We start from the raw sequence: 18,549 nt of genomic DNA, 5'->3' as shown, positions 1-18,549 counted from the left end.
TAAAGCAAATATTTAAAGTTCAAAATACAATTTTAACACAATTTAAATAGTTCGGCTTTCTTCTTCCAAAAGTTGGTTGTTATAAAGTGCAGTATAGGCTCCATTTAGGCTAAGTAGCTCACCGTGTGTGCCCTGTTCAATGATTTTGCCCTTATCAAGCACTAAAATCTTATCTGCATTTTTGATCGTAGAAATCCGGTGTGCAATCAAAATACTCGTCTTTCCATTCATGATTTTGCCCAGATTTTGTAAAATCTCTTCCTCAGTTTTGGTATCAACAGCCGAAAGGCAGTCGTCAAATATTAAAATCTTCGGAGATTTGATTAAAGCCCTTGCAATAGATACACGTTGTTTTTGTCCTCCCGAAAGGGTTATACCACGTTCCCCTAACATGGTTTCAAACTGCTCATCAAACTCAATAATGTTATGGTAAACAGAAGCATTTTTTGCAGCCTCATGTACTTCCTCATCTGTTGTTTTGTCTAAACCAAAGGCAATATTGTTCTTAATCGTGTCAGAAAAAAGAAAAACTTCCTGAGGAACAAAACCGATCTGGCTCCTGTAGTTTTTTAGATTGAGCGATTTCAAAGGTTGTGCATCAATCTGAATTTCCCCCTGGCCCACATCATACATGCGCATAATTAAATTGGCTAATGTAGACTTCCCTGAGCCTGTTTTGCCTATTATGGCTACAAATTCGCCGCTCTTAATCTCAAAGCTTATGTTTTCTAATGCTTTAATCCCGGTATCCGGATAAGTAAAGCTTACATTTTTAAAACTGAGGTTGCCTTGGAGGGTATGCTCCTTTGAAACGTTGGATTGAATGTCTGAAGGAATATTCAAAAATTCGTTGATTCTTTTTTGTGAAGCAGCCGCTCTTTGTATAAGCGAGGTTACCCATCCCAGCATGGTTACCGGAAAGGTTAATTGGTTAATGTAAATAATAAATTCGGCAATATTACCGGCAGTAATACTCCCGTTAATTACCTGTATACCACCTATATAGATTGTTAATATAGTGCTTAATCCTATTAAAAGCAGCATAGTGGGGTAAAAAAGCGCCGATACTTTTACTAAACTCATCGAATCTTTTTTGTAGGCATTACTCTGTACCGCAAATCTATCCCGAGTGTAATCTTCCCTAACATACGATTTAATAATCCTTATTCCGGAGAATCTCTCCTGAACAAAACTCGATAATTCTGAAAGCCGCTCCTGGATTTTGCCGCTTTTTTTGAAAATCAGCGTATTTACATAATAAATAATAATAACAAGGAAGGGCAGTGGGAGGAGTGAATAAAGTGCCAGCTTGGTATTTACATCAAACATCGACCAGATAATCAAAACAGAAAGCACAAAGGTGTTTGCAGTATACATAATGGCGGGGCCTACATACATGCGCACCCGATTAACATCTTCGGTTGCCCTGTTCATTAAATCGCCTGTGTTGTTCCTGCGGTAAAAACCTAAGCTTAGATCCTGGTAGTGCTGATATATGTCGTTTTTCATATCAAATTCAATATGCCTCGACATCAGAATAATGGTTTGACGCATAAAGAATAAAAACAAGCCGCGTAATATGTACAGTCCAATAACTAAAAGACCAAAATATAAAAGGCACTGACTAAATATATCGTAAATGATTTGTTGGCGGTCAAAACCATCAAATGTGCGATAAATCTGGATGTTTTCGGTAATCAAATCAAAAGCATAGCCAATAACCTGCGCCGGAACAACGCCAAAAATATTCGATATCACAACGAAAAAGATTCCAGGAATAATCCACCACTTATATTTATAGAAGTATTTGTTTAAATGCCTTAGATGTTTCATGTTGGGCAAACTTAGATATTTATGATAGGAATTTTAATTAAAGCTGAAGTAAATTTGTGATAGTTTCGTTAAAAACGTGTAATAATGGTTTTTTATTTTAATTTTGCAGCAGGTTTAGCCGTACGTACATTATGCCAGCAAATTCTTCTTTAGATACATCCATTTTAGAGCAACTGAGTGCTTATGGGCACAAAAAACTAGTTTTCTGTAATGATGCTGACACAGGTTTAAAAGCAATCATCGCCATTCATGATACAACTTTGGGCCCCGCTTTGGGTGGAACCCGCATGTGGAGTTATGCCACAGAGGGGGAAGCTTTAGAAGATGCGCTCCGTTTATCAAGAGGAATGACCTATAAATCAGCCATAACAGGTTTAAATCTTGGTGGTGGCAAAGGTGTTATTATTGGAGATTCCAGAAAAGATAAAACCGAAACGCTGATGCGTAGTTACGGTAGGTTTATTAAAAACTTGAACGGGGAGTTTATCACTGCCGAAGAAATGGGAACCAATACCCGCGATATGGAGTTTATCCGGATGGAAACCAGTTATGTTACAGGTGTGCCAGAATCTATAGGCGGGGCTGGAAATCCTGCACCATTTACTGCACAAGGTGTTTATCTCGGGATAAAAGCCAGTGTTAAGGAAGTTTTTGGTACGGATATGCTTGCAGGGAGGACTATTGTAGTTCAAGGTATTGGCAATGTTGGCGAGCATCTGGTTGCTTTATTGAGAAAGGAAAATGCAGAAGTACTGATTAGCGACATCAATCAGGAGCAGTTAACTTATGTAGCACGTAAGTATAAAGCGAAACCGATTGAAGCAGATAAAATTTTTGGTATAGATGCCGATGTTTATGCCCCTTGTGCAATGGGAGCAACCGTAAATAGCAAAACCATCGAACGCATGAAATTCGCTATTATCGCAGGTTCTGCAAACAACCAGTTAAAAGACGAAGTAGCTGATAGTGAGCTCTTGTTAAAAAAAGGCATTTTGTTTGCCCCTGATTATTTAATTAATGCAGGCGGATTAATATCTTGCTATTCAGAGCTTACAGGCTTCGGAAAAAAGCGGACTGTTCAGCTTACCGAAAATATTTATGATGCTACACGCAATGTTATTAAATTAAGTAAATCAGAAAGTATATCTACCAATATAGCTGCAAACCGCATAGCTGAAAAGCGGATCGCAGATGTAAAGAAAATAAAATCATCGTATTAATTATTAATTATCAATCGGTTTAAATAACCACATCGTTCTTACATTCATGTTAAATAGAAGGCACTTAAGAATTAAAGCTTTGCAAAATATTTTTGCTTGGCACATGGCAGACAAAAAAGACATTAAAGGAGATCTTAAAACTTTAATGCAAAGCATCGATAGCGTTTACGAAATGTATATCTGGATGCTTTCTCTTATGGTGGAAGTAACCGAGTTTACAGCAAATGATGCTGCTGAACGGGCCAACAAATACATCAAAACAGCGGATGATATCAATCCGAACATGAAGCTTTTACACAATAAATTCAGTGTGCTTCTTCAACAAAATCCCGAATATATCGCCGCCATTAAAAAATATAAGGTAGATTGGGGATTTGATCCGGAAATTCGTAAAACTGTGTTCAATTCGTTAAAAGCTTCGAATGAGTATGCAGAATACCTTGCCGATCCAAATGAAACCCTGGAGTCATCCAAAGACATCATCAAATATATTTTCAGAAAGATTATTCTTAAAAACCAGGCCATCATTCAGGTTTTTGAAGAAAAATTTATCAATTGGCAGGTAGATCATGAAGTAATGAAGGGGATGGTTGCCAAAACACTCAAAAACTTCGTTTACGATGATCCATTTAAAAACAAATTAACTGAAATCAGTGCTGATTGGGTAGAAGACAGCAAATTCGTACAGGATTTATTTGTTCATACCCTGCAAAATAATGCAAAGTATCAGGATATGATTGCCGATAGAACAAAAAACTGGGAATCAGAGCGTATTGCTTTAATGGATACTATTTTAATGAAAATGGCTATCTGTGAGCTATTAAATTTTCCATCGATTCCCGTTAAAGTTACCATTAATGAGTACTTAGAGTTATCAAAAGATTACAGTACTCCGAAAAGTAATTCATTTATTAACGGTATTTTAGACAAAATTTTAGGTGACCTGAAAAAATCAAACACCATTAAAAAAATAGGTCGCGGATTAATTGAAGAATAATTGGTTGCAGGAGCAATCTGCACCATTAATTGATTACCCTATGAAAAAAATATTCATACTTGCCTTAGCCATTTGTTCATTTACAGCATGTCGTAATGCCAATACCTCAGCTGCCAGTAGTACAAGTGATACCTCAAAAAATGCAACGGTTCCATCTGCAGATGCGCCTGTTATCGTTTTTGAAAGAGATATTTTCGATTTCGGAAAAATTGTTCAGGGCGAGAGTGTTCAACACGAGTTTAAGCTTAAAAATACAGGTAAAAGCCCGTTAATTGTATCTAATGCTACAGCAACGTGTGGCTGTACTGTTCCTCAGGTTCCGGGTGAGCCCATTTTACCAGGCAAAGAAGGTGTAATTAAAGTGATATTTAATAGTGAAGGCAAAATGGGTATGCAGGATAAAGTGATTACCGTTACTTCAAACGCCAGTGAGAAAGTAACTACTGTGCACCTGGTAGGTGAAGTTTTAGAAAAGAAATAATAACAAAACACAAATACATAAGAAATGACATTAACAGTAATTTTACAAGCAGCAGGTGGATTCGATTACAAGCAATTGTTTGTAATGGCAGCTATCGGATTGGTATTCTACTTCTTCATGGTTAGGCCGCAACTTAAAAAAGCCAAAGACCATAAAAAATTGGTAGAAGAGTTGAAAAAAGGAGACAAAGTGATTACTACTGCTGGTATTCATGGCCGTATTGTTGATATGAACGATACTACTTTCTTAATTGAAGTAGAGGGTGGTACTAAAATCCGCTTCGAAAAATCTGCTATCTCTTTAGATGCAACTAAGGCAACTGCGCCAAAAGCATAAATTTTAGCAATACTAATTAGTAGAGGCCAATCACTTGATTGGCCTTTCTTGTTTGATATTGAACTTGTTTTGAGATGATTCTTATACTTATTTGAGCTACTAACTAAGTTTTGGTACATTTGGCTAAATTGTTGTTTAAACTAAGATTAATCTGCTGTAAAATACTCGCTATTTATGCCTTTTATCAAGTTAACCAAAATAGAACAAAGACGTGTGCTCAGCCTGGTAGCTTGCTTGCTGCTGGCTATTGCCGCATGGCTTTTTATGGCGTTAAATAATAAATATGTTTATACGGCAAAAACAGTTCTTATTTATAAAAATTTCCCTCAAAAAAGAGCCTTTCATCCCCTGCAGTCAGATACAGTAGATTTACAAGTTGAAGGCACAGGATGGCAGTTATTGTTTGCCAGATTAAGGATTAACCCGCAATCTATTGCTGTGAGTTTAAATACCTTGAATACAAAGGATTTTGTGGTTTTTTCTGATCAGTTATATAATGTGAATAAACAATTGGAAAGTTCCCAAAAAGTAATATCCGTAAAGCCCGATACATTATATTTTGACTTTACACAAAGAACAGTTAAAAAAGTTCCGATAAAATTGGTTAAAGAAATCAACTTTGTAAAGCAATACGATATTTCCAATGAGGTGAAACTCAATCCTAAATATGTAACGGTTACAGGTCCCATTGAGGAGCTCGATAAAATTAGTGCATGGGCTACTGATACCTTAAAACTTGATCATGTACAGAGTAGCAGTACCGCAAGGATTGCCATGCAACACAGTACACATAAGAATGTGAGTATATTTCCTTCCTCAGTAGAAGTTAAGTTACCGATAGATGAATTTACAGAAAAGACTGTTGAGGTGCCCCTGAAGATTATCAATAACCGCAATTACAACAGCATTAAGCTTTATCCTAAAAAAATTAAAGTAACCTTTTTGGTAGCCCTGAGTAATTACAATCAGGTAGATGATAATTTTATACAGGCCACAGTAAATGCCGATGAATGGTTAAATTTGCAGCACAGTCAGTTTAAAGTGAAAATTACTGAGTTTCCTGATTATTGTAAATTGATTAGTGTAAGCCCATCAAAGGTAGATTTTGTAATAGAAAAATAATGTTGAAAATTGGTATAACGGGTGGGATAGGGAGTGGTAAGACCACTGTTTGTAAGATATTTGAAGTTTTGGGGATCCCCGTTTTCTATGCAGACCCGGAAGCAAAAAATATCATGGTTAAGGATGAACTTCTTATTGCTGGCATTAAAGAAACTTTTGGAGAAGAAAGCTACTTTAGCGATGGTACACTTAACAATAAGCACATTGCCGGGATAGTATTTAATGATGAAGCCGAACTGAAAAAATTGAATGCCTTAGTTCATCCGGCAGTTTTTAGGGGTTTTGATACCTGGGAAAAGCAAATTTCGACCAGCACACCATATACGTTAAAAGAAGCGGCTTTGCTCTTTGAGAGTGGTTCGTATAAGATGTGCGACATAAACATTCTGGTAACAGCCCCTCTGGAGGTTAAAATAAGCAGGGTGATGCAGCGTGATGGTATTTCTGCCGAACAAGTTAAAGCCCGAATGGATAAACAACTGAGCGATGAGGAGAAAGTTAAACTCGCAGATTATTCCATCATTAATGATGAAAAAAACTCCATAATAGAGCAGGTGTATACACTCCATAAACAATTTTTAGAAAAAGTCAGGGCTCAATAACCCCTAAACTTTATCGTAATACATCATTAGATGATTAAAGAAGATTTTATTGTCATTACCCCTACAGGATTATATTGCAGATATGGCGACTTTTACCTCGATCCGCAACAACCTGTAAGAGAAGCAGTGGTTTCTCATGCACATGGTGATCATGCGATAGGTGGAAGCCAGAACGTTTACTGCACAAGCCCGACCATGAGTTTCATGAAGCACCGTTATCGCAAATTTGCAGCGGTCGATTTTCATACCAAAGCTTACCACCAGCAATTTAAAATTGGAGAGGTGTTGATTACTTTTTACTCGGCCGGGCATATTTTAGGCTCTGCACAGGTTTTAATGGAGTATGATGGTGCAAAATATCTCTACACCGGTGATTATAAGATAGAACCCGATAATAGCTGCGAACCTTTTGAATTTGTTCGGGCAGATGTGTTAATTACGGAAAGTACCTTTGCCAATCCTGAAGTTATACATCCATCACCAGTTCAGGAGATAGAAAAACTGAATGCTACCTCAAGTAATATCATGCTGGGTGCTTATGCTTTGGGTAAAAGCCAACGATTAATACAGTTGATGAGTCAGCATTGCCCGGGAAGGAATGTTATGGTTCACCATAGCATTATGCCATTTGTAAAAATTTATGAAGATTACGGCGTGAAATTGGGTAATTATAAGATGTATGACAGAAAAGTAATGAAGAACAATCATGAAGGACAGGTTTATATTGTACCACCCATGGTTTTTCACAGTTACCATAAAGCCATTAATGTGGTGAGGGTGTTTGCATCAGGTTGGAAAAATTTACAACAACAGAACGGAATTTCCTTGTATATTTCTGATCATGCTGATTGGAATGCTATTTTAGAAACCATTGAAATGGTGAAACCCCAACAGGTTTGGACATTACATGGGGATGGAAAACAATTGAAGGCATATTTTGAGGGTAAATTAGTGGTTAAGATTTTAAATTAGTTGCCGGGTAGTAGTATTGAGTATCAAGTACGAAGTATATAGTATCAAGTATATAGTATCAAGTATAAAGTATCAAGTATAAAGTATCAAGTATAAAGTATCGGGAATTGAGTATCAGGTAGCGAGTATTGAAAGCCAAGACTATCTATCCTTCACCCACTAATTCGATCATTCACTAATTCAGTCATTCAAACACCAACTCATCAATAATTTCGAAATTAATGAAAGAAGGCGAAGATTTTTATTTTAACGAGCAGGGGCTGATGGTTTTTACTGAAGCTTATCATTTGAAAAGAGGCTATTGCTGCAAAAATAAATGCAGGCATTGTCCTTGGGGTTATGGTAAGAAGAAGGATAAAAAATAGGCTACAGCCAGGTTATTTCTCTTTGATAAAAGAAACATTCTTGTAAATTTCTACAACAGGAACATCAAAACCCAGTGAAACAAATTTAAGCTGATCGTTAACTGTTTTATATTCTTTCAGCTCCCAATTCTGATTTTCATTAATGTGAAAGGCTTCAATCAGAATAGATTCAGAATCAATAATCACATATTCTTTCAGGCTAGGGATATCTCTATAAAGTTTAAACTTCGTACCTCGGTCATACGCTTTTGTAGATGGGGAAAGAATTTCAATTATACAAGAAGGTAGAATGGAAGTATTTTCATCTACTTCGCTTAGTGTTAATCCATTGCAATAAATAGAGATATCTGGATAGGTGAACAATGTGTTTTGCGGAATTTGCAAACGTTTATCACTGCCATATGGCCGACAAGAATTCCCTTTTAGTTTGATTGCAATCTCTGTAAATAAATTACTGAAGATTTCATTGTGATTATTGCTCGCCCCAGACATAGCAAAGATTTCCCCATCAAAATATTCATGTTTTTCGCTGGCAGTACGTTCTTGCTCTAAATATTCCTCAGCGCTAAAATAACGTTTGTTATAAGCAACAGCAGGCTCATTTACAATATCTTCCATACATCTAATATACGAAAAATTTGGGTGGCTTGAAATGAAATTAATGGTTATGGCCCAAGAAGAAGCCTATCAAGGCAACACTAATCCCTAGCAATACTGCAATCATTTTTCGGGTATTAATCTTATGATCAGCACTTGATTCAAATAAAATGGTGGTGGAAATGTGGAGGAAAATACCAATAACAATCCCCATAATTTTATTGAAGTAAGCCTCAACGCCACCTATGGAACCATTACTTAAACCCAAACTAACATAATAACCAAAGGGTGCCATCAATGCAAAAATCACCAGGTATAAAACAACGCTTCCTTTATTGAAATGATTTTGCATTAAAATACTCGCCAGGGCAAAGGCTGCTGGTATGTGATGTAGGGAGATTCCGAAAATAAGTTCGTTATGCTGATCTTTTGCCAGTGGCATTCCTTCTAAAAAAGCATGCAGACATAAACTAATCATAATCCCAAAAGGGAAAACATGTCCATCATGGTGTTTATGAATATGTCCGTGTTCAACTCCTTCAGAAAATTGCTCCAGAAATACTTGAAGCAAGAAACCTATCAGGATAAAAATACCTATTTCTTTGCTGTCGGGACCACTGTATGCATCAGGAATAAGGTGTAAAACCGTTATGGCAAAAAGATAAGCCCCGCTAAAAGACAAAATTAGCTTCAGTAATTTGGACTTGTCGCTTTTTACCAGAAAGATGGTAGCACCGCCTAAAAAAGCACAGAAAAAAAGAACACAAAATTTCCAAGCTTCCATTTAAAAATCGGGTTGTAGGGTTTTAAATAATTTAGCACATAGCAGGCCAATTGTTGTACCTAACAATGCACCTACGGTAACATCTACAGGGTAATGAACGCCCACATACACCTGTGCAAAGCTGATAATTGCTGCCCAGGCTAAACCTATGGGCAAAATGGGTTTCCATCTTGCGTAAAATACACAAATCAAAAAAACGGCAATAGCAAAGTGATTGGTAGCATGTGCAGAGGGAAAACTCAAACCGCTGCCACATGGTACACGGTGAATAATATAGTTTTGCAGATCAATGTTATTACAGGGTCTTACCCGAGCAATAAAGGGTTTGATAAGCCTGGAAGCTATTAAATCGCCCATTGCAAAAGTAAAAAGGATCATACCAATGATGTAAAAACCCTGTTTTTTGTATTGTTTAATGCAAAATATAACGATGAAAAGGTATAATGGCGACCAGAAAAAACGGTTTCTCATGAGCGGCATTAGCCAATCGAAAAAGCCATTGGAGAGTCCTAGATGGATTTTAAGAAATAGTTCAGTATCAAATTGTAATACTTGCTCTATCATGCTTTTCTGCAAATTAAAATTAACCGGTCAGAATTGTTTTGATCAAAACCTTCTAATGCATAACTACCAAATGACTGGTCGATAACCATTCCTGCTTTAGCAAGCATCCGTTCAAAATCTTCAAAACTAAAAGCTTGAACCCGCTCTTCAAAATTGTACACCTTTTGTTTATCTTCAAAATTGATCTTCTTAATGATCTTTCCGTCAACAACATTTTTGGTGATATTGAAGGTAATGCCATCGAGTGATTTAGTCTCACAGGAATTCAAATTTCTAATGATTTTTTCTGTATTGAAATAATCAATAACTAAAATGCCATTCATCGTAAGACATTTTCTGAATGTTTTGAGTGCATTAACATGATCTTTTTCTGTTTCGAAGTAACCAAAACTGGTAAACAAATTCAGGGCAATATCGAAATAGTTGATGTAAAAAAGTCTGCGCATATCGTGTACCAGAAAATGCAACTTTTCGTTCTCGAATTGTTTGGCGTATTTAATGCTTTGCTCAGATAAGTCTATTCCGGTAACGTCAAAACCTTTTTTATTAAGATAAATGGAATGTCTTCCTTTGCCACAGGCAATGTCGAGCATCTTTGCATCGGCTGCCGGTTTAAGATAAGCTGATAAATTATCAATGAAAAATTCGGCTTCTGCATCGTTTCTTTGTTGATAGAGGATGTGATAATATGGCGAATTAAACCAATATTGAAACCATTTGCGCTGCATACTTAGCCGTTTTATTTGATTTGCAAATATAGGCTTTTCAAGCATGATCAAAAGTCTGGATGATCAATTATGCAATATTGTTGCAAGAATATGGTTTAAGGAGAGGTATTGGTTTAAATATTTACTTTTTAAATCAGAATATTTAGGCGTAGGCACTTTGAATAAGTAGATGAATTCAAAGATTATTTTGCAAAAAAGTGATAAATCGAACATACGTTTGATTTATTACGCTGAATGTGTTCTGTAAATTTCGTCATATAAATAGAATGTAAATTAAAGTACTAAACCGTTAACAAGTGCCGGCTATCTTGTTTTTTTTATTATTTTTGAGCATCATATAAAATACACGCAGTGAGTTTAATCAAATCAATTTCAGGAATCAGAGGAACCATTGGTGGAAGAGCTGGAGACGGTCTAACACCTATAGATATCGTAAAATTTACAGCAGCTTTTGGGAGCTGGGTAGTACAGAAAACAGGTAACAAAAGAATTGTTTTAGGTAGAGATGCCCGTATCTCTGGTGAAATGGTAAATAACCTGGTAATTGGTACACTGCAGGGATTAGGAATAGAAGTAATAGATCTGGGTCTTTCAACTACGCCAACTGTTGAAGTAGCAGTTCCTGATGAACAAGCAGGTGGAGGAATTATTTTAACGGCAAGTCATAATCCAAAACAATGGAATGCCCTTAAACTATTGAATGGTAAAGGTGAGTTTATTAGTGACGCGGATGGTAAGGAAGTATTGGATTTAGCTGAATCGGCTGATTTTGATTTTGCTGAAGTAGATAAGCTAGGTAAGGTGATTAAAAACGATACTTACCTGCAAAAACACATTGACAAGGTTTTAGCGCTGCCCTTAGTAGATGTTGAAGCCATCAAAAAAGCCGATTTTAAAGTCGTTATTGATTGTGTGAATTCAACAGGTGGTATTTTTATTCCCGCTTTGTTAAAAGCTTTAGGTGTAACAAAAGTAGTAGAATTATATTGCGAACCTAATGGTCATTTCCCGCATAATCCGGAACCACTTCCTGAAAATCTGACCGAAATTTCTAAGGAGGTACAAAAACAAAATGCTGATTTAGGCATTGTTGTAGATCCTGACGTAGACAGGCTTTGCTTTGTAAATGAAGATGGCAGCATGTTCGGAGAAGAATATACCTTAGTTGCTGTTGCAGATTATGTGTTAAAAAATACACCTGGAAATACAGTGTCCAACCTTTCTTCAACACGTGCTTTAAGAGATGTTACTGAAAAAGCAGGGGCTGAATATAATGCTTCTGCAGTGGGCGAGGTAAACGTAGTAAATAAAATGAAAGCTACAAATGCCATTATTGGTGGAGAGGGTAACGGAGGTATTATCTATCCTGAATCTCACTATGGTAGGGATGCACTGGTTGGAATTGCTTTATTTTTAACTCATTTGGCTAAGTTTGGTAAATCAATTTCTGTATTGAGAAGCAGCTATCCTGCTTATCACATCTCTAAAAATAAAATTACGCTTACCCCAGAAATGGATATCGATAATTTGCTGAAAAAGGTGGAAGAGAAATATAAAAATCAGCCTTACAGCACTATTGATGGTTTAAAGATAGAATTTGATAAAACTTGGGTACATTTGCGTCGCTCTAATACCGAACCAATCATTCGTATTTACAGTGAGGCTGAAAACGAAACCATTGCTGAAAGTTTAGCAAATAAGATTATCTCTGATATTAAGGAAATCCTTCACTTATAATCAGAATTTAAATATAGTAATGAGACTGGGACAATAGTGCTCAGTCTCGAGCTCAGGTATTTACAGGAGCGCATAATACACTAACTACAATTATTCTTAAAAATGAAAAGGGTTTATTTAGATAATGCCGCAACAACGCCATTAGATCCAAATGTTATTGCAGAAATGACTAACGTAATGGAGAACTATTTTGGTAATCCTTCGGCTATCCATGCGCTTGGCCGTGAGGTTAGGACTTTGGTTGAGAAGGCACGTAAAACAGTGGCTAATCTGTTAAATGCATCCCCATCTGAGATATTTTTTACTTCTGGTGGCACCGAGGCCGATAATACAGCTATTCGTTGTGGAATCTCAGCGTATGGAATAAAGCATGCCATAACTTCAAAAATAGAGCATCATGCAGTTGAGCACACCTTAAATATGATGCTCAAAAATGGTGAAATCGATAAGCTGAGTTTCGTAAATATTGATGAGAAAGGAAATATTGATTATGCGCATTTAGAAGAGCTCCTTCAAAATAACGAGCGTTCTTTTGTATCTATTATGCATGCCAATAATGAATTGGGAACGCTAAGTGATATGAAGCGGGTAGGTGACATCTGTGAGCAGTATAACGCCATTTATCACGCCGATACGGTACAAACCATGGGGCACTATCCACATAATGTGAGAGAATTAAAAGCTCATTTTATTGTGTGTGCTGCACATAAACTACACGGGCCCAAAGGCGTTGGTTTTTTATATGTAAATAGTAACATTAAAATTCCACCAATGATTTATGGTGGAGCGCAGGAACGCAACATGCGTGGCGGAACAGAAAATGTTTATGGTATTGTTGGTTTGGCAAAAGCGTTAGAAATTGCTTATGCAGAAATGGATCAACACCAAAATCATATTCAGGGTTTAAAAGATTACCTGAAAGCTCAACTGGTTGCCGAAATACCGGGAATAGCTTTTAATGGTGAAACAGATGCAGATAAGAGTCTTTATACTGTTCTGAATGTATCCTTTCCGGAGATGGATATGGCCGATATGTTGCTGTTTAATTTGGATATAAACGGAATTTGTGCTTCAGGTGGAAGTGCCTGCTCATCAGGCTCTAATATCGGCTCTCATGTGTTAAATGGCATTAAGGCAGACCCTAATCGCCCTTCGGTAAGGTTTTCTTTCAGCAAGTATACTACAAAGGAAGAATTGGATTACGTAATAGAAAAAGTAAAAATGGTAGTGAAACAAAATGCATTGGCATAAACAATCATTAACCAGAGAGGAAAGCCCGGCTGAAAAGTCAGGGCTTTTTTTTATCTGAAATATTTGGCTGAAGTCTAAAAAATATATTATATTTATATAACAATTAGGTCATTTATAGCTATTTATCTGTAATCCGCTAACGAAACCTTATCACCCATCCTCCAAGCATAAGGTTAAGCCATCCACCCAAAGTATTTATTTTAAAGCATAGATTTTATCAAATTACCGCTTTACAATTTATTTTAACCCGAAACCTTGATGCTGATATCAGGGGGTATATTCATATCGTTATGGAAACAAATAGAAACCTCAACTCGGGCACTGGAAGTGCTCCGTTGAAAAACAAGACGTCAAATCAGGACAAGAAACATGCGCGCATTTTCGATTTGAGTACTTTCTCGATAGAAACCTCTAATCATTTTAACAAGATACATAAAAGAAGATTCCATTCTTTTGGATGTATTCATGAAATTGGTAATATACCAGGTGCCGGATTTTAGATAAAAGAAAAACTAATTTTTCAAATCCTTATATCAAGAGGAGGGGATATGCTATGCCTCCGGCTGATTTTATTTTTTCTAAACAAAACCCTGATCTCAATGTTCCATAAGTACATCAATTTAGAAATACTATGGAAACCAATAAGGAAAAAGGAAAAGTAATAGAGAATGATTTACTTGATAAAAAGCCTGAGGATGTTAGGGATCACGATTCTTTAGATGAGAACAAATCTTCGAAAATAACAACAAATTTATTCAGCAAAGAAGATAAACGTAAAAACAATCCGTTAGGTCCAGGTCATGAGCCGGGCGCAACGCCGGGTTCGGCCATATAAAAAGCGTCTTGCTTTTCACACAAAATCATTAAATTTAAACCACGGCATTTGCTGTGGTTTTTTAAATTAATCCCTAAAATGGAAAGAAGATCTTTTATTAAAAATTCAGCTTTGGCAATGGCCATGCTGTCCATATACAAATCAGACGTATTTGCGCAACAGGAAATGTTCAGGGCCTATAATTTTAAGCTGCTTAGAAATAACGTCGGCATTTTTACTGAACAGGGTGGTACTATTGCCTGGTTAAATTCTGCGAATGGATTTGTGGTAGTTGATGCCCAGTTTCCCACAACAGCACCCCATGTAATTGAAGAGTTGAAAAAACTGGGTGAGAAACCATTCAAATACTTGCTCAATACCCATCATCACGGAGATCATACCGCTGGCAATATTGCTTTTAAAGGTTTAGCCCAAAAAGTGGTTGCCCATCAAAATTCTTTAGTGAATCAAAAAAGAGGTGCCGAAAAAGCAAATAACTTAGAAAAGCAATTGTTGCCCGATACTACTTTTGGCACTGGCTGGAAAGCTAAAATAGGAGATGAACGCATCAGCGCCTATTACTATGGCTCCGGACACACCAATGGTGATGCGGTTTATCATTTTGAAAATGCCAATATTGCCCATGTAGGAGATCTGGTGTTCAACCGTAAGTTCCCTTACATTGATCGAGAAAATGGTGCCCATATCGGGAATTGGATCGTAGCTTTAGATAAAATTGTCAATCAATTCGATAATGATACACTATTTATCTGGGGGCATAGTTTGGATCCCGAAAAAGTAACGGGTAGTAAAGCGGATATTAAAGCATTTCAGAGTTATTTGCAAAATCTCCTCACTTTTGTAGGCGCTGAAATAAAAGCAGGAAAAACGAAGGAAGATATCTTAAAGATAACCGCTATTCCAAATGCTCCTGAATGGAAAGGTGAAGGCATTCAAAGGAGCTTAGGCGCCGCTTACGATGAACTAAAAGGAGTGTAAAAATTTGGAAATTGATTACCGGCCTCGCTAAAAAAAGCGAGGCTTACTGGCTTAATGGGCTGGGAAGTACAGCCAAATTTTTTCGTTATTTATAAACATTCTATATTTAAAATAATTCTAAATTACCGCTTTAAACACCTTATAACTACATCCTTATCTATTATATTTGTGACAATAGCTAATCCCCTCAGATATGGATGATTTTCTTGCCGCACGTTCCCAAATGGCCTTATCATTAGGCTTCCACATTATTTTTTCTTGTATAGGTATGGTGATGCCCTTTTTTATGGCAGTATCACACTACAGATGGTTAAAAACGAATAATGAAATTTATAAAGATCTTACTAAAGCCTGGAGTAAAGGGGTAGCGATTTTCTTTGCTACCGGTGCAGTTTCCGGAACGATGCTTTCTTTCGAGTTGGGCTTACTGTGGCCGAAATTTATGGAACATGCCGGGCCGATATTTGGAATGCCCTTTTCGTTAGAAGGCACTGCCTTTTTTATCGAAGCAATTGCATTAGGTTTTTTCCTTTACGGATGGAACAAGCTTAATAAATGGTTTCATTGGTTTACAGGAATGGTTGTTGGTGTAAGTGGTTTAGCCTCTGGTATTTTGGTGGTTGCAGCAAATGCCTGGATGAATAGTCCGGCAGGATTTGATTTTGTAAACGGTCAGTACCTCAATATAGATCCTATTCAGGCGATGTTTAATCGTGCATGGTTTACACAAGCGCTACACATGTGTTTGGCTGCATTTACTGCAACAGGTTTTGCAGTTGCCGGGGTTCATGCGTTGATGATCTTGCGAAACAGGAATAGATCGTTTCACCTGAAAGCCTTTAAAATAGCCGCTACATTTGCCTGTATAGGTGCTTTGCTTCAACCTTTAAGTGGCGATATTTCAGCTAAAGATGTAGCCAAAAGACAACCGGCAAAATTAGCCGCAATGGAGGCTTTATACCACACAGAAAAGCCAGCCCCACTACTTATTGGTGGTATTGTTAACGAAAAGGATAAAACAGTTCATGGAGCCATTAAAATTCCTGGAGCATTGAGTTTTCTGGCACATGGCGATTTTAAAGCAGAGGTGAAGGGCTTGGATCGGATTCCGGTTGCTGATCAACCTCCTGTAGCCATAACACATTATGCGTTTCAAATTATGGTAGGTATTGGCACCTTGCTGATGTTAATTTCCGTTGTTTATTTTGTATTGCTCATCAGGAAGAAGCCTTTTGAGGATAAGCCATGGCTACTCAAGCTGTTCGTTTATGCTATTCCGCTAGGCTATATTGCATTGGAAGCGGGTTGGGTAGTAACAGAAGTGGGAAGACAACCCTGGATTATTTATGGTATCATGCGTACAAAAGATGCGGTAACACCAATGCCGGGTGTGGTATATTCTTTTTACATCTTTTCTGCCATTTATGTCTCTTTAAGTATCATAGTAATCTTTTTGCTGTATCGTCAGATTAAAATGGTTCCTGTCCTCTATAATCAATCTGAAACCTCTAAATCTTAGCCATGCAATACGTTGTTATCACTTATTTATGTTTGGGGATCTTACTCTATTTCCTGCTCGGTGGGGCAGATTTTGGTGCTGGGATAATTGAAATGTTCACTTCATCTAAAAACCGAAGCAAAACACGCAAAACGATGTACCAGGCTATTGGTCCGGTTTGGGAAGCCAACCACATGTGGCTAATTATCGCTATTGTAATCCTTTTTGTTGGTTTTCCACGCATTTATACCACCATGTCTGTGTATTTGCATATTCCATTACTCATTATGCTCATTGGTATTATTGCCCGGGGAACAGCATTTGTATTTCGCCATTACGATGCCATCAAAGATGATATGCAATGGCTATACAACCGTATATTTCGTTATTCGAGCTTTATTACCCCACTATTTCTGGGCATTATTGCCGGAAGTGTCATTTCAGGTCATATTGATACGCAGGCAACTGATTTTGTTTCAGCTTATATCTATAGCTGGTTAAACTGGTTCTCTGTAGCGGTAGGTTTGTTTACAGTTGCCCTTTGCGGGTTTCTGGCTGCAATTTATCTGATTGGTGAAACCAATGATGAGCATGATAAAAAAAGATTCATTAAAAAGGCTGAATTCATGAATGTAGCTGCCGTTGTTTTTGGAGCCATGGTATTTATAGCTGCACAGCGAGATGATATCCCCTTAGTAGATTGGGTTTTTAAAAATACAATTGGTCTTTCTGCCATAGTTCTGGCTAGTTTATCATTAATCCTTCTTTGGTATCTCCTCATTAAAGGCAAAACGAAAGTTTTACGGCTTTTGGCAGGGTTTCAGGTCACAATGATTCTGCTAGCGATAAGTTATGCCCATTTTCCTAACTTTATTCGACTCAAAGGTGGAAATGCCATTTCACTTTTTGAAACTTTAGGGCCAGAAAAAACGATCTATAGTTTAGGTTTGGCGCTATTGTTAGGTAGCATTTTGATTTTGCCATTTTTAGGCTATCTGTTTTATAAGTTTCAGAAGAAAGAAGAGTAGCCTTTTGGTTTGTGTAATAGGCCAGGGGTGTTAAACTTCCTCTTTTTTAATCCACTTACCAACGGTAGGGGCCTGGTAATTTTCCATTTTCAGCAATAAATCATCAATATTACTGCTTGATAATACCATGCTTTCATTGATTTCTTTTAAGAAACCTTTGGTAACCATTGTTTTAAGCAGCGCAAATAACTCATCGTAAAAGCCATTAATATTGAGGAAAGCTATTGGTTTCTGGTGCAAGCCCAATTGTGCCCAGGTAAGCATTTCAAATACCTCTTCAAGCGTTCCGAATCCCCCTGGTAGTGCAATTACGCCATCGCAGAGATCATTCATTTTGGTCTTACGCTCGTGCATACTGTCTACCAGTATCAGTTCAGTTAAATGATTGTGAGCAATCTCTTTACTTCTTAAGAAGTGGGGTAGCACACCAATTACTTCCCCTCCGTTTTCCATAGCTCCGTTGGCTACACTGCCCATCAAACCAACTTTTGCACCACCATAAACCAGACCAATATTTTTATTCGCTAAAGTTTTACCCAATAAATAGGCTTGTTCTTCAAAAATTTTTTCAGTACCAAAACTCGAACCACAAAAAACAGTTATTCTTTTCATCAAATGTTT

Annotated in this window: 21 protein-coding genes; 15 read left to right on the top strand and 6 right to left on the bottom strand. The window is 37.1% G+C overall.

Annotation, left to right across the window (positions count from 1 at the left end):
• Positions 1-42: 42 nt before the first annotated feature.
• The gene (locus tag ACQY77_RS06020; protein WP_421938884.1) at positions 43-1,833 is read right to left on the bottom strand and encodes an ABC transporter ATP-binding protein; all 1,791 of its coding nucleotides are present in this window, start codon (positions 1,831-1,833) and stop codon (positions 43-45) included.
• Between the two features lie 131 nt (positions 1,834-1,964).
• Between ACQY77_RS06020 and ACQY77_RS06015 the strand changes: the two genes are divergently transcribed.
• From ACQY77_RS06015 to ACQY77_RS05980, 8 genes are all read left to right on the top strand, one after another.
• Positions 1,965-3,053 carry a Glu/Leu/Phe/Val family dehydrogenase gene (locus ACQY77_RS06015; protein WP_421938885.1) on the top strand — a complete coding sequence of 363 codons (1,089 nt, stop codon included), beginning with the start codon at positions 1,965-1,967 and terminating at the stop codon, positions 3,051-3,053.
• A gap of 46 nt (positions 3,054-3,099) precedes the next feature.
• The gene (nusB, locus tag ACQY77_RS06010) at positions 3,100-4,050 is read left to right on the top strand and encodes a transcription antitermination factor NusB (protein ID WP_421938886.1); all 951 of its coding nucleotides are present in this window, start codon (positions 3,100-3,102) and stop codon (positions 4,048-4,050) included.
• A 40-nt stretch (positions 4,051-4,090) separates the two neighbouring features.
• On the top strand, positions 4,091-4,531 hold the full coding sequence (locus tag ACQY77_RS06005) for a DUF1573 domain-containing protein (RefSeq protein WP_421938887.1): 441 nt from the start codon (positions 4,091-4,093) through the stop codon (positions 4,529-4,531).
• 24 nt (positions 4,532-4,555) lie between these two features.
• The gene (gene yajC / locus ACQY77_RS06000; protein WP_421938888.1) at positions 4,556-4,867 is read left to right on the top strand and encodes a preprotein translocase subunit YajC; all 312 of its coding nucleotides are present in this window, start codon (positions 4,556-4,558) and stop codon (positions 4,865-4,867) included.
• 174 nt (positions 4,868-5,041) lie between these two features.
• Positions 5,042-5,989 (top strand): YbbR-like domain-containing protein, encoded by a 948-nt coding sequence (locus tag ACQY77_RS05995; protein ID WP_421938889.1) that lies wholly within the window; start codon positions 5,042-5,044, stop codon positions 5,987-5,989.
• The gene (gene coaE / locus ACQY77_RS05990) at positions 5,989-6,591 is read left to right on the top strand and encodes a dephospho-CoA kinase (RefSeq protein WP_421938890.1); all 603 of its coding nucleotides are present in this window, start codon (positions 5,989-5,991) and stop codon (positions 6,589-6,591) included. Before ACQY77_RS05995 ends, coaE begins: the two co-directional genes overlap by 1 nt.
• A gap of 30 nt (positions 6,592-6,621) precedes the next feature.
• A complete protein-coding gene (locus tag ACQY77_RS05985) occupies positions 6,622-7,563 on the top strand; it encodes an exonuclease (RefSeq protein WP_421938891.1) in 942 nt (313 codons plus the stop codon).
• A 221-nt stretch (positions 7,564-7,784) separates the two neighbouring features.
• Positions 7,785-7,928 (top strand): DUF5522 domain-containing protein, encoded by a 144-nt coding sequence (locus ACQY77_RS05980; protein WP_421938892.1) that lies wholly within the window; start codon positions 7,785-7,787, stop codon positions 7,926-7,928.
• A gap of 12 nt (positions 7,929-7,940) precedes the next feature.
• On the opposite strand, the gene ACQY77_RS05975 is transcribed toward ACQY77_RS05980, so the two are convergent.
• Genes ACQY77_RS05975 through ACQY77_RS05960 form a run of 4 tightly spaced genes read right to left on the bottom strand, consistent with a single transcriptional unit; the run spans position 7,941 to position 10,601 of the window.
• The gene (locus ACQY77_RS05975) at positions 7,941-8,546 is read right to left on the bottom strand and encodes a Uma2 family endonuclease (protein ID WP_421938893.1); all 606 of its coding nucleotides are present in this window, start codon (positions 8,544-8,546) and stop codon (positions 7,941-7,943) included.
• A gap of 40 nt (positions 8,547-8,586) precedes the next feature.
• Complete coding sequence (locus tag ACQY77_RS05970) at positions 8,587-9,309, bottom strand: ZIP family metal transporter (RefSeq protein ID WP_421938894.1); 723 nt, start codon at positions 9,307-9,309, stop codon at positions 8,587-8,589.
• Positions 9,310-9,873, bottom strand: coding sequence for a phosphatase PAP2 family protein (locus tag ACQY77_RS05965; RefSeq protein ID WP_421938895.1), 564 nt, complete (start codon positions 9,871-9,873; stop codon positions 9,310-9,312). It abuts the gene before it with no gap.
• Complete coding sequence (locus ACQY77_RS05960) at positions 9,870-10,601, bottom strand: class I SAM-dependent methyltransferase (protein WP_421938896.1); 732 nt, start codon at positions 10,599-10,601, stop codon at positions 9,870-9,872. Before ACQY77_RS05960 ends, ACQY77_RS05965 begins: the two co-directional genes overlap by 4 nt.
• 351 nt (positions 10,602-10,952) lie before the next feature.
• Here ACQY77_RS05960 and glmM point away from each other — a divergent pair, with 351 nt between their 5' ends.
• The 7 genes from glmM to ACQY77_RS05925 all read left to right on the top strand — a co-directional run bounded on the left by glmM (position 10,953) and on the right by ACQY77_RS05925 (position 17,928).
• Entirely contained in the window at positions 10,953-12,338 is a 1,386-nt protein-coding gene (gene glmM / locus ACQY77_RS05955) for a phosphoglucosamine mutase (RefSeq protein ID WP_421938897.1), read from the top strand.
• A gap of 102 nt (positions 12,339-12,440) precedes the next feature.
• The gene (locus tag ACQY77_RS05950) at positions 12,441-13,589 is read left to right on the top strand and encodes a cysteine desulfurase family protein (RefSeq protein ID WP_421938898.1); all 1,149 of its coding nucleotides are present in this window, start codon (positions 12,441-12,443) and stop codon (positions 13,587-13,589) included.
• 290 nt (positions 13,590-13,879) lie between these two features.
• Positions 13,880-14,089, top strand: a complete 210-nt coding sequence (locus tag ACQY77_RS05945; RefSeq protein ID WP_421938899.1) for a hypothetical protein — start codon at positions 13,880-13,882, stop codon at positions 14,087-14,089.
• A 131-nt stretch (positions 14,090-14,220) separates the two neighbouring features.
• Complete coding sequence (locus ACQY77_RS05940; protein ID WP_421938900.1) at positions 14,221-14,424, top strand: hypothetical protein; 204 nt, start codon at positions 14,221-14,223, stop codon at positions 14,422-14,424.
• A 78-nt stretch (positions 14,425-14,502) separates the two neighbouring features.
• On the top strand, positions 14,503-15,402 hold the full coding sequence (locus ACQY77_RS05935) for an MBL fold metallo-hydrolase (RefSeq protein WP_421938901.1): 900 nt from the start codon (positions 14,503-14,505) through the stop codon (positions 15,400-15,402).
• 193 nt (positions 15,403-15,595) lie between these two features.
• Positions 15,596-16,921, top strand: a complete 1,326-nt coding sequence (locus ACQY77_RS05930; protein WP_421938902.1) for a cytochrome ubiquinol oxidase subunit I — start codon at positions 15,596-15,598, stop codon at positions 16,919-16,921.
• A gap of 2 nt (positions 16,922-16,923) precedes the next feature.
• Positions 16,924-17,928, top strand: a complete 1,005-nt coding sequence (locus ACQY77_RS05925; protein ID WP_421938903.1) for a cytochrome d ubiquinol oxidase subunit II — start codon at positions 16,924-16,926, stop codon at positions 17,926-17,928.
• A gap of 30 nt (positions 17,929-17,958) precedes the next feature.
• Here ACQY77_RS05925 and ACQY77_RS05920 read toward each other — a convergent pair whose 3' ends face one another.
• Positions 17,959-18,540 carry a TIGR00730 family Rossman fold protein gene (locus tag ACQY77_RS05920; protein WP_421938904.1) on the bottom strand — a complete coding sequence of 194 codons (582 nt, stop codon included), beginning with the start codon at positions 18,538-18,540 and terminating at the stop codon, positions 17,959-17,961.
• Positions 18,541-18,549 lie beyond the last annotated feature (9 nt).

Origin of the sequence: Pedobacter sp., assembly GCF_965279535.1 — a bacterium.
Classification (GTDB): domain Bacteria; phylum Bacteroidota; class Bacteroidia; order Sphingobacteriales; family Sphingobacteriaceae; genus Pedobacter.
Note: the sequence above shows the minus strand (reverse complement) of the source record. Positions and strands in the feature narration are given on the sequence as shown.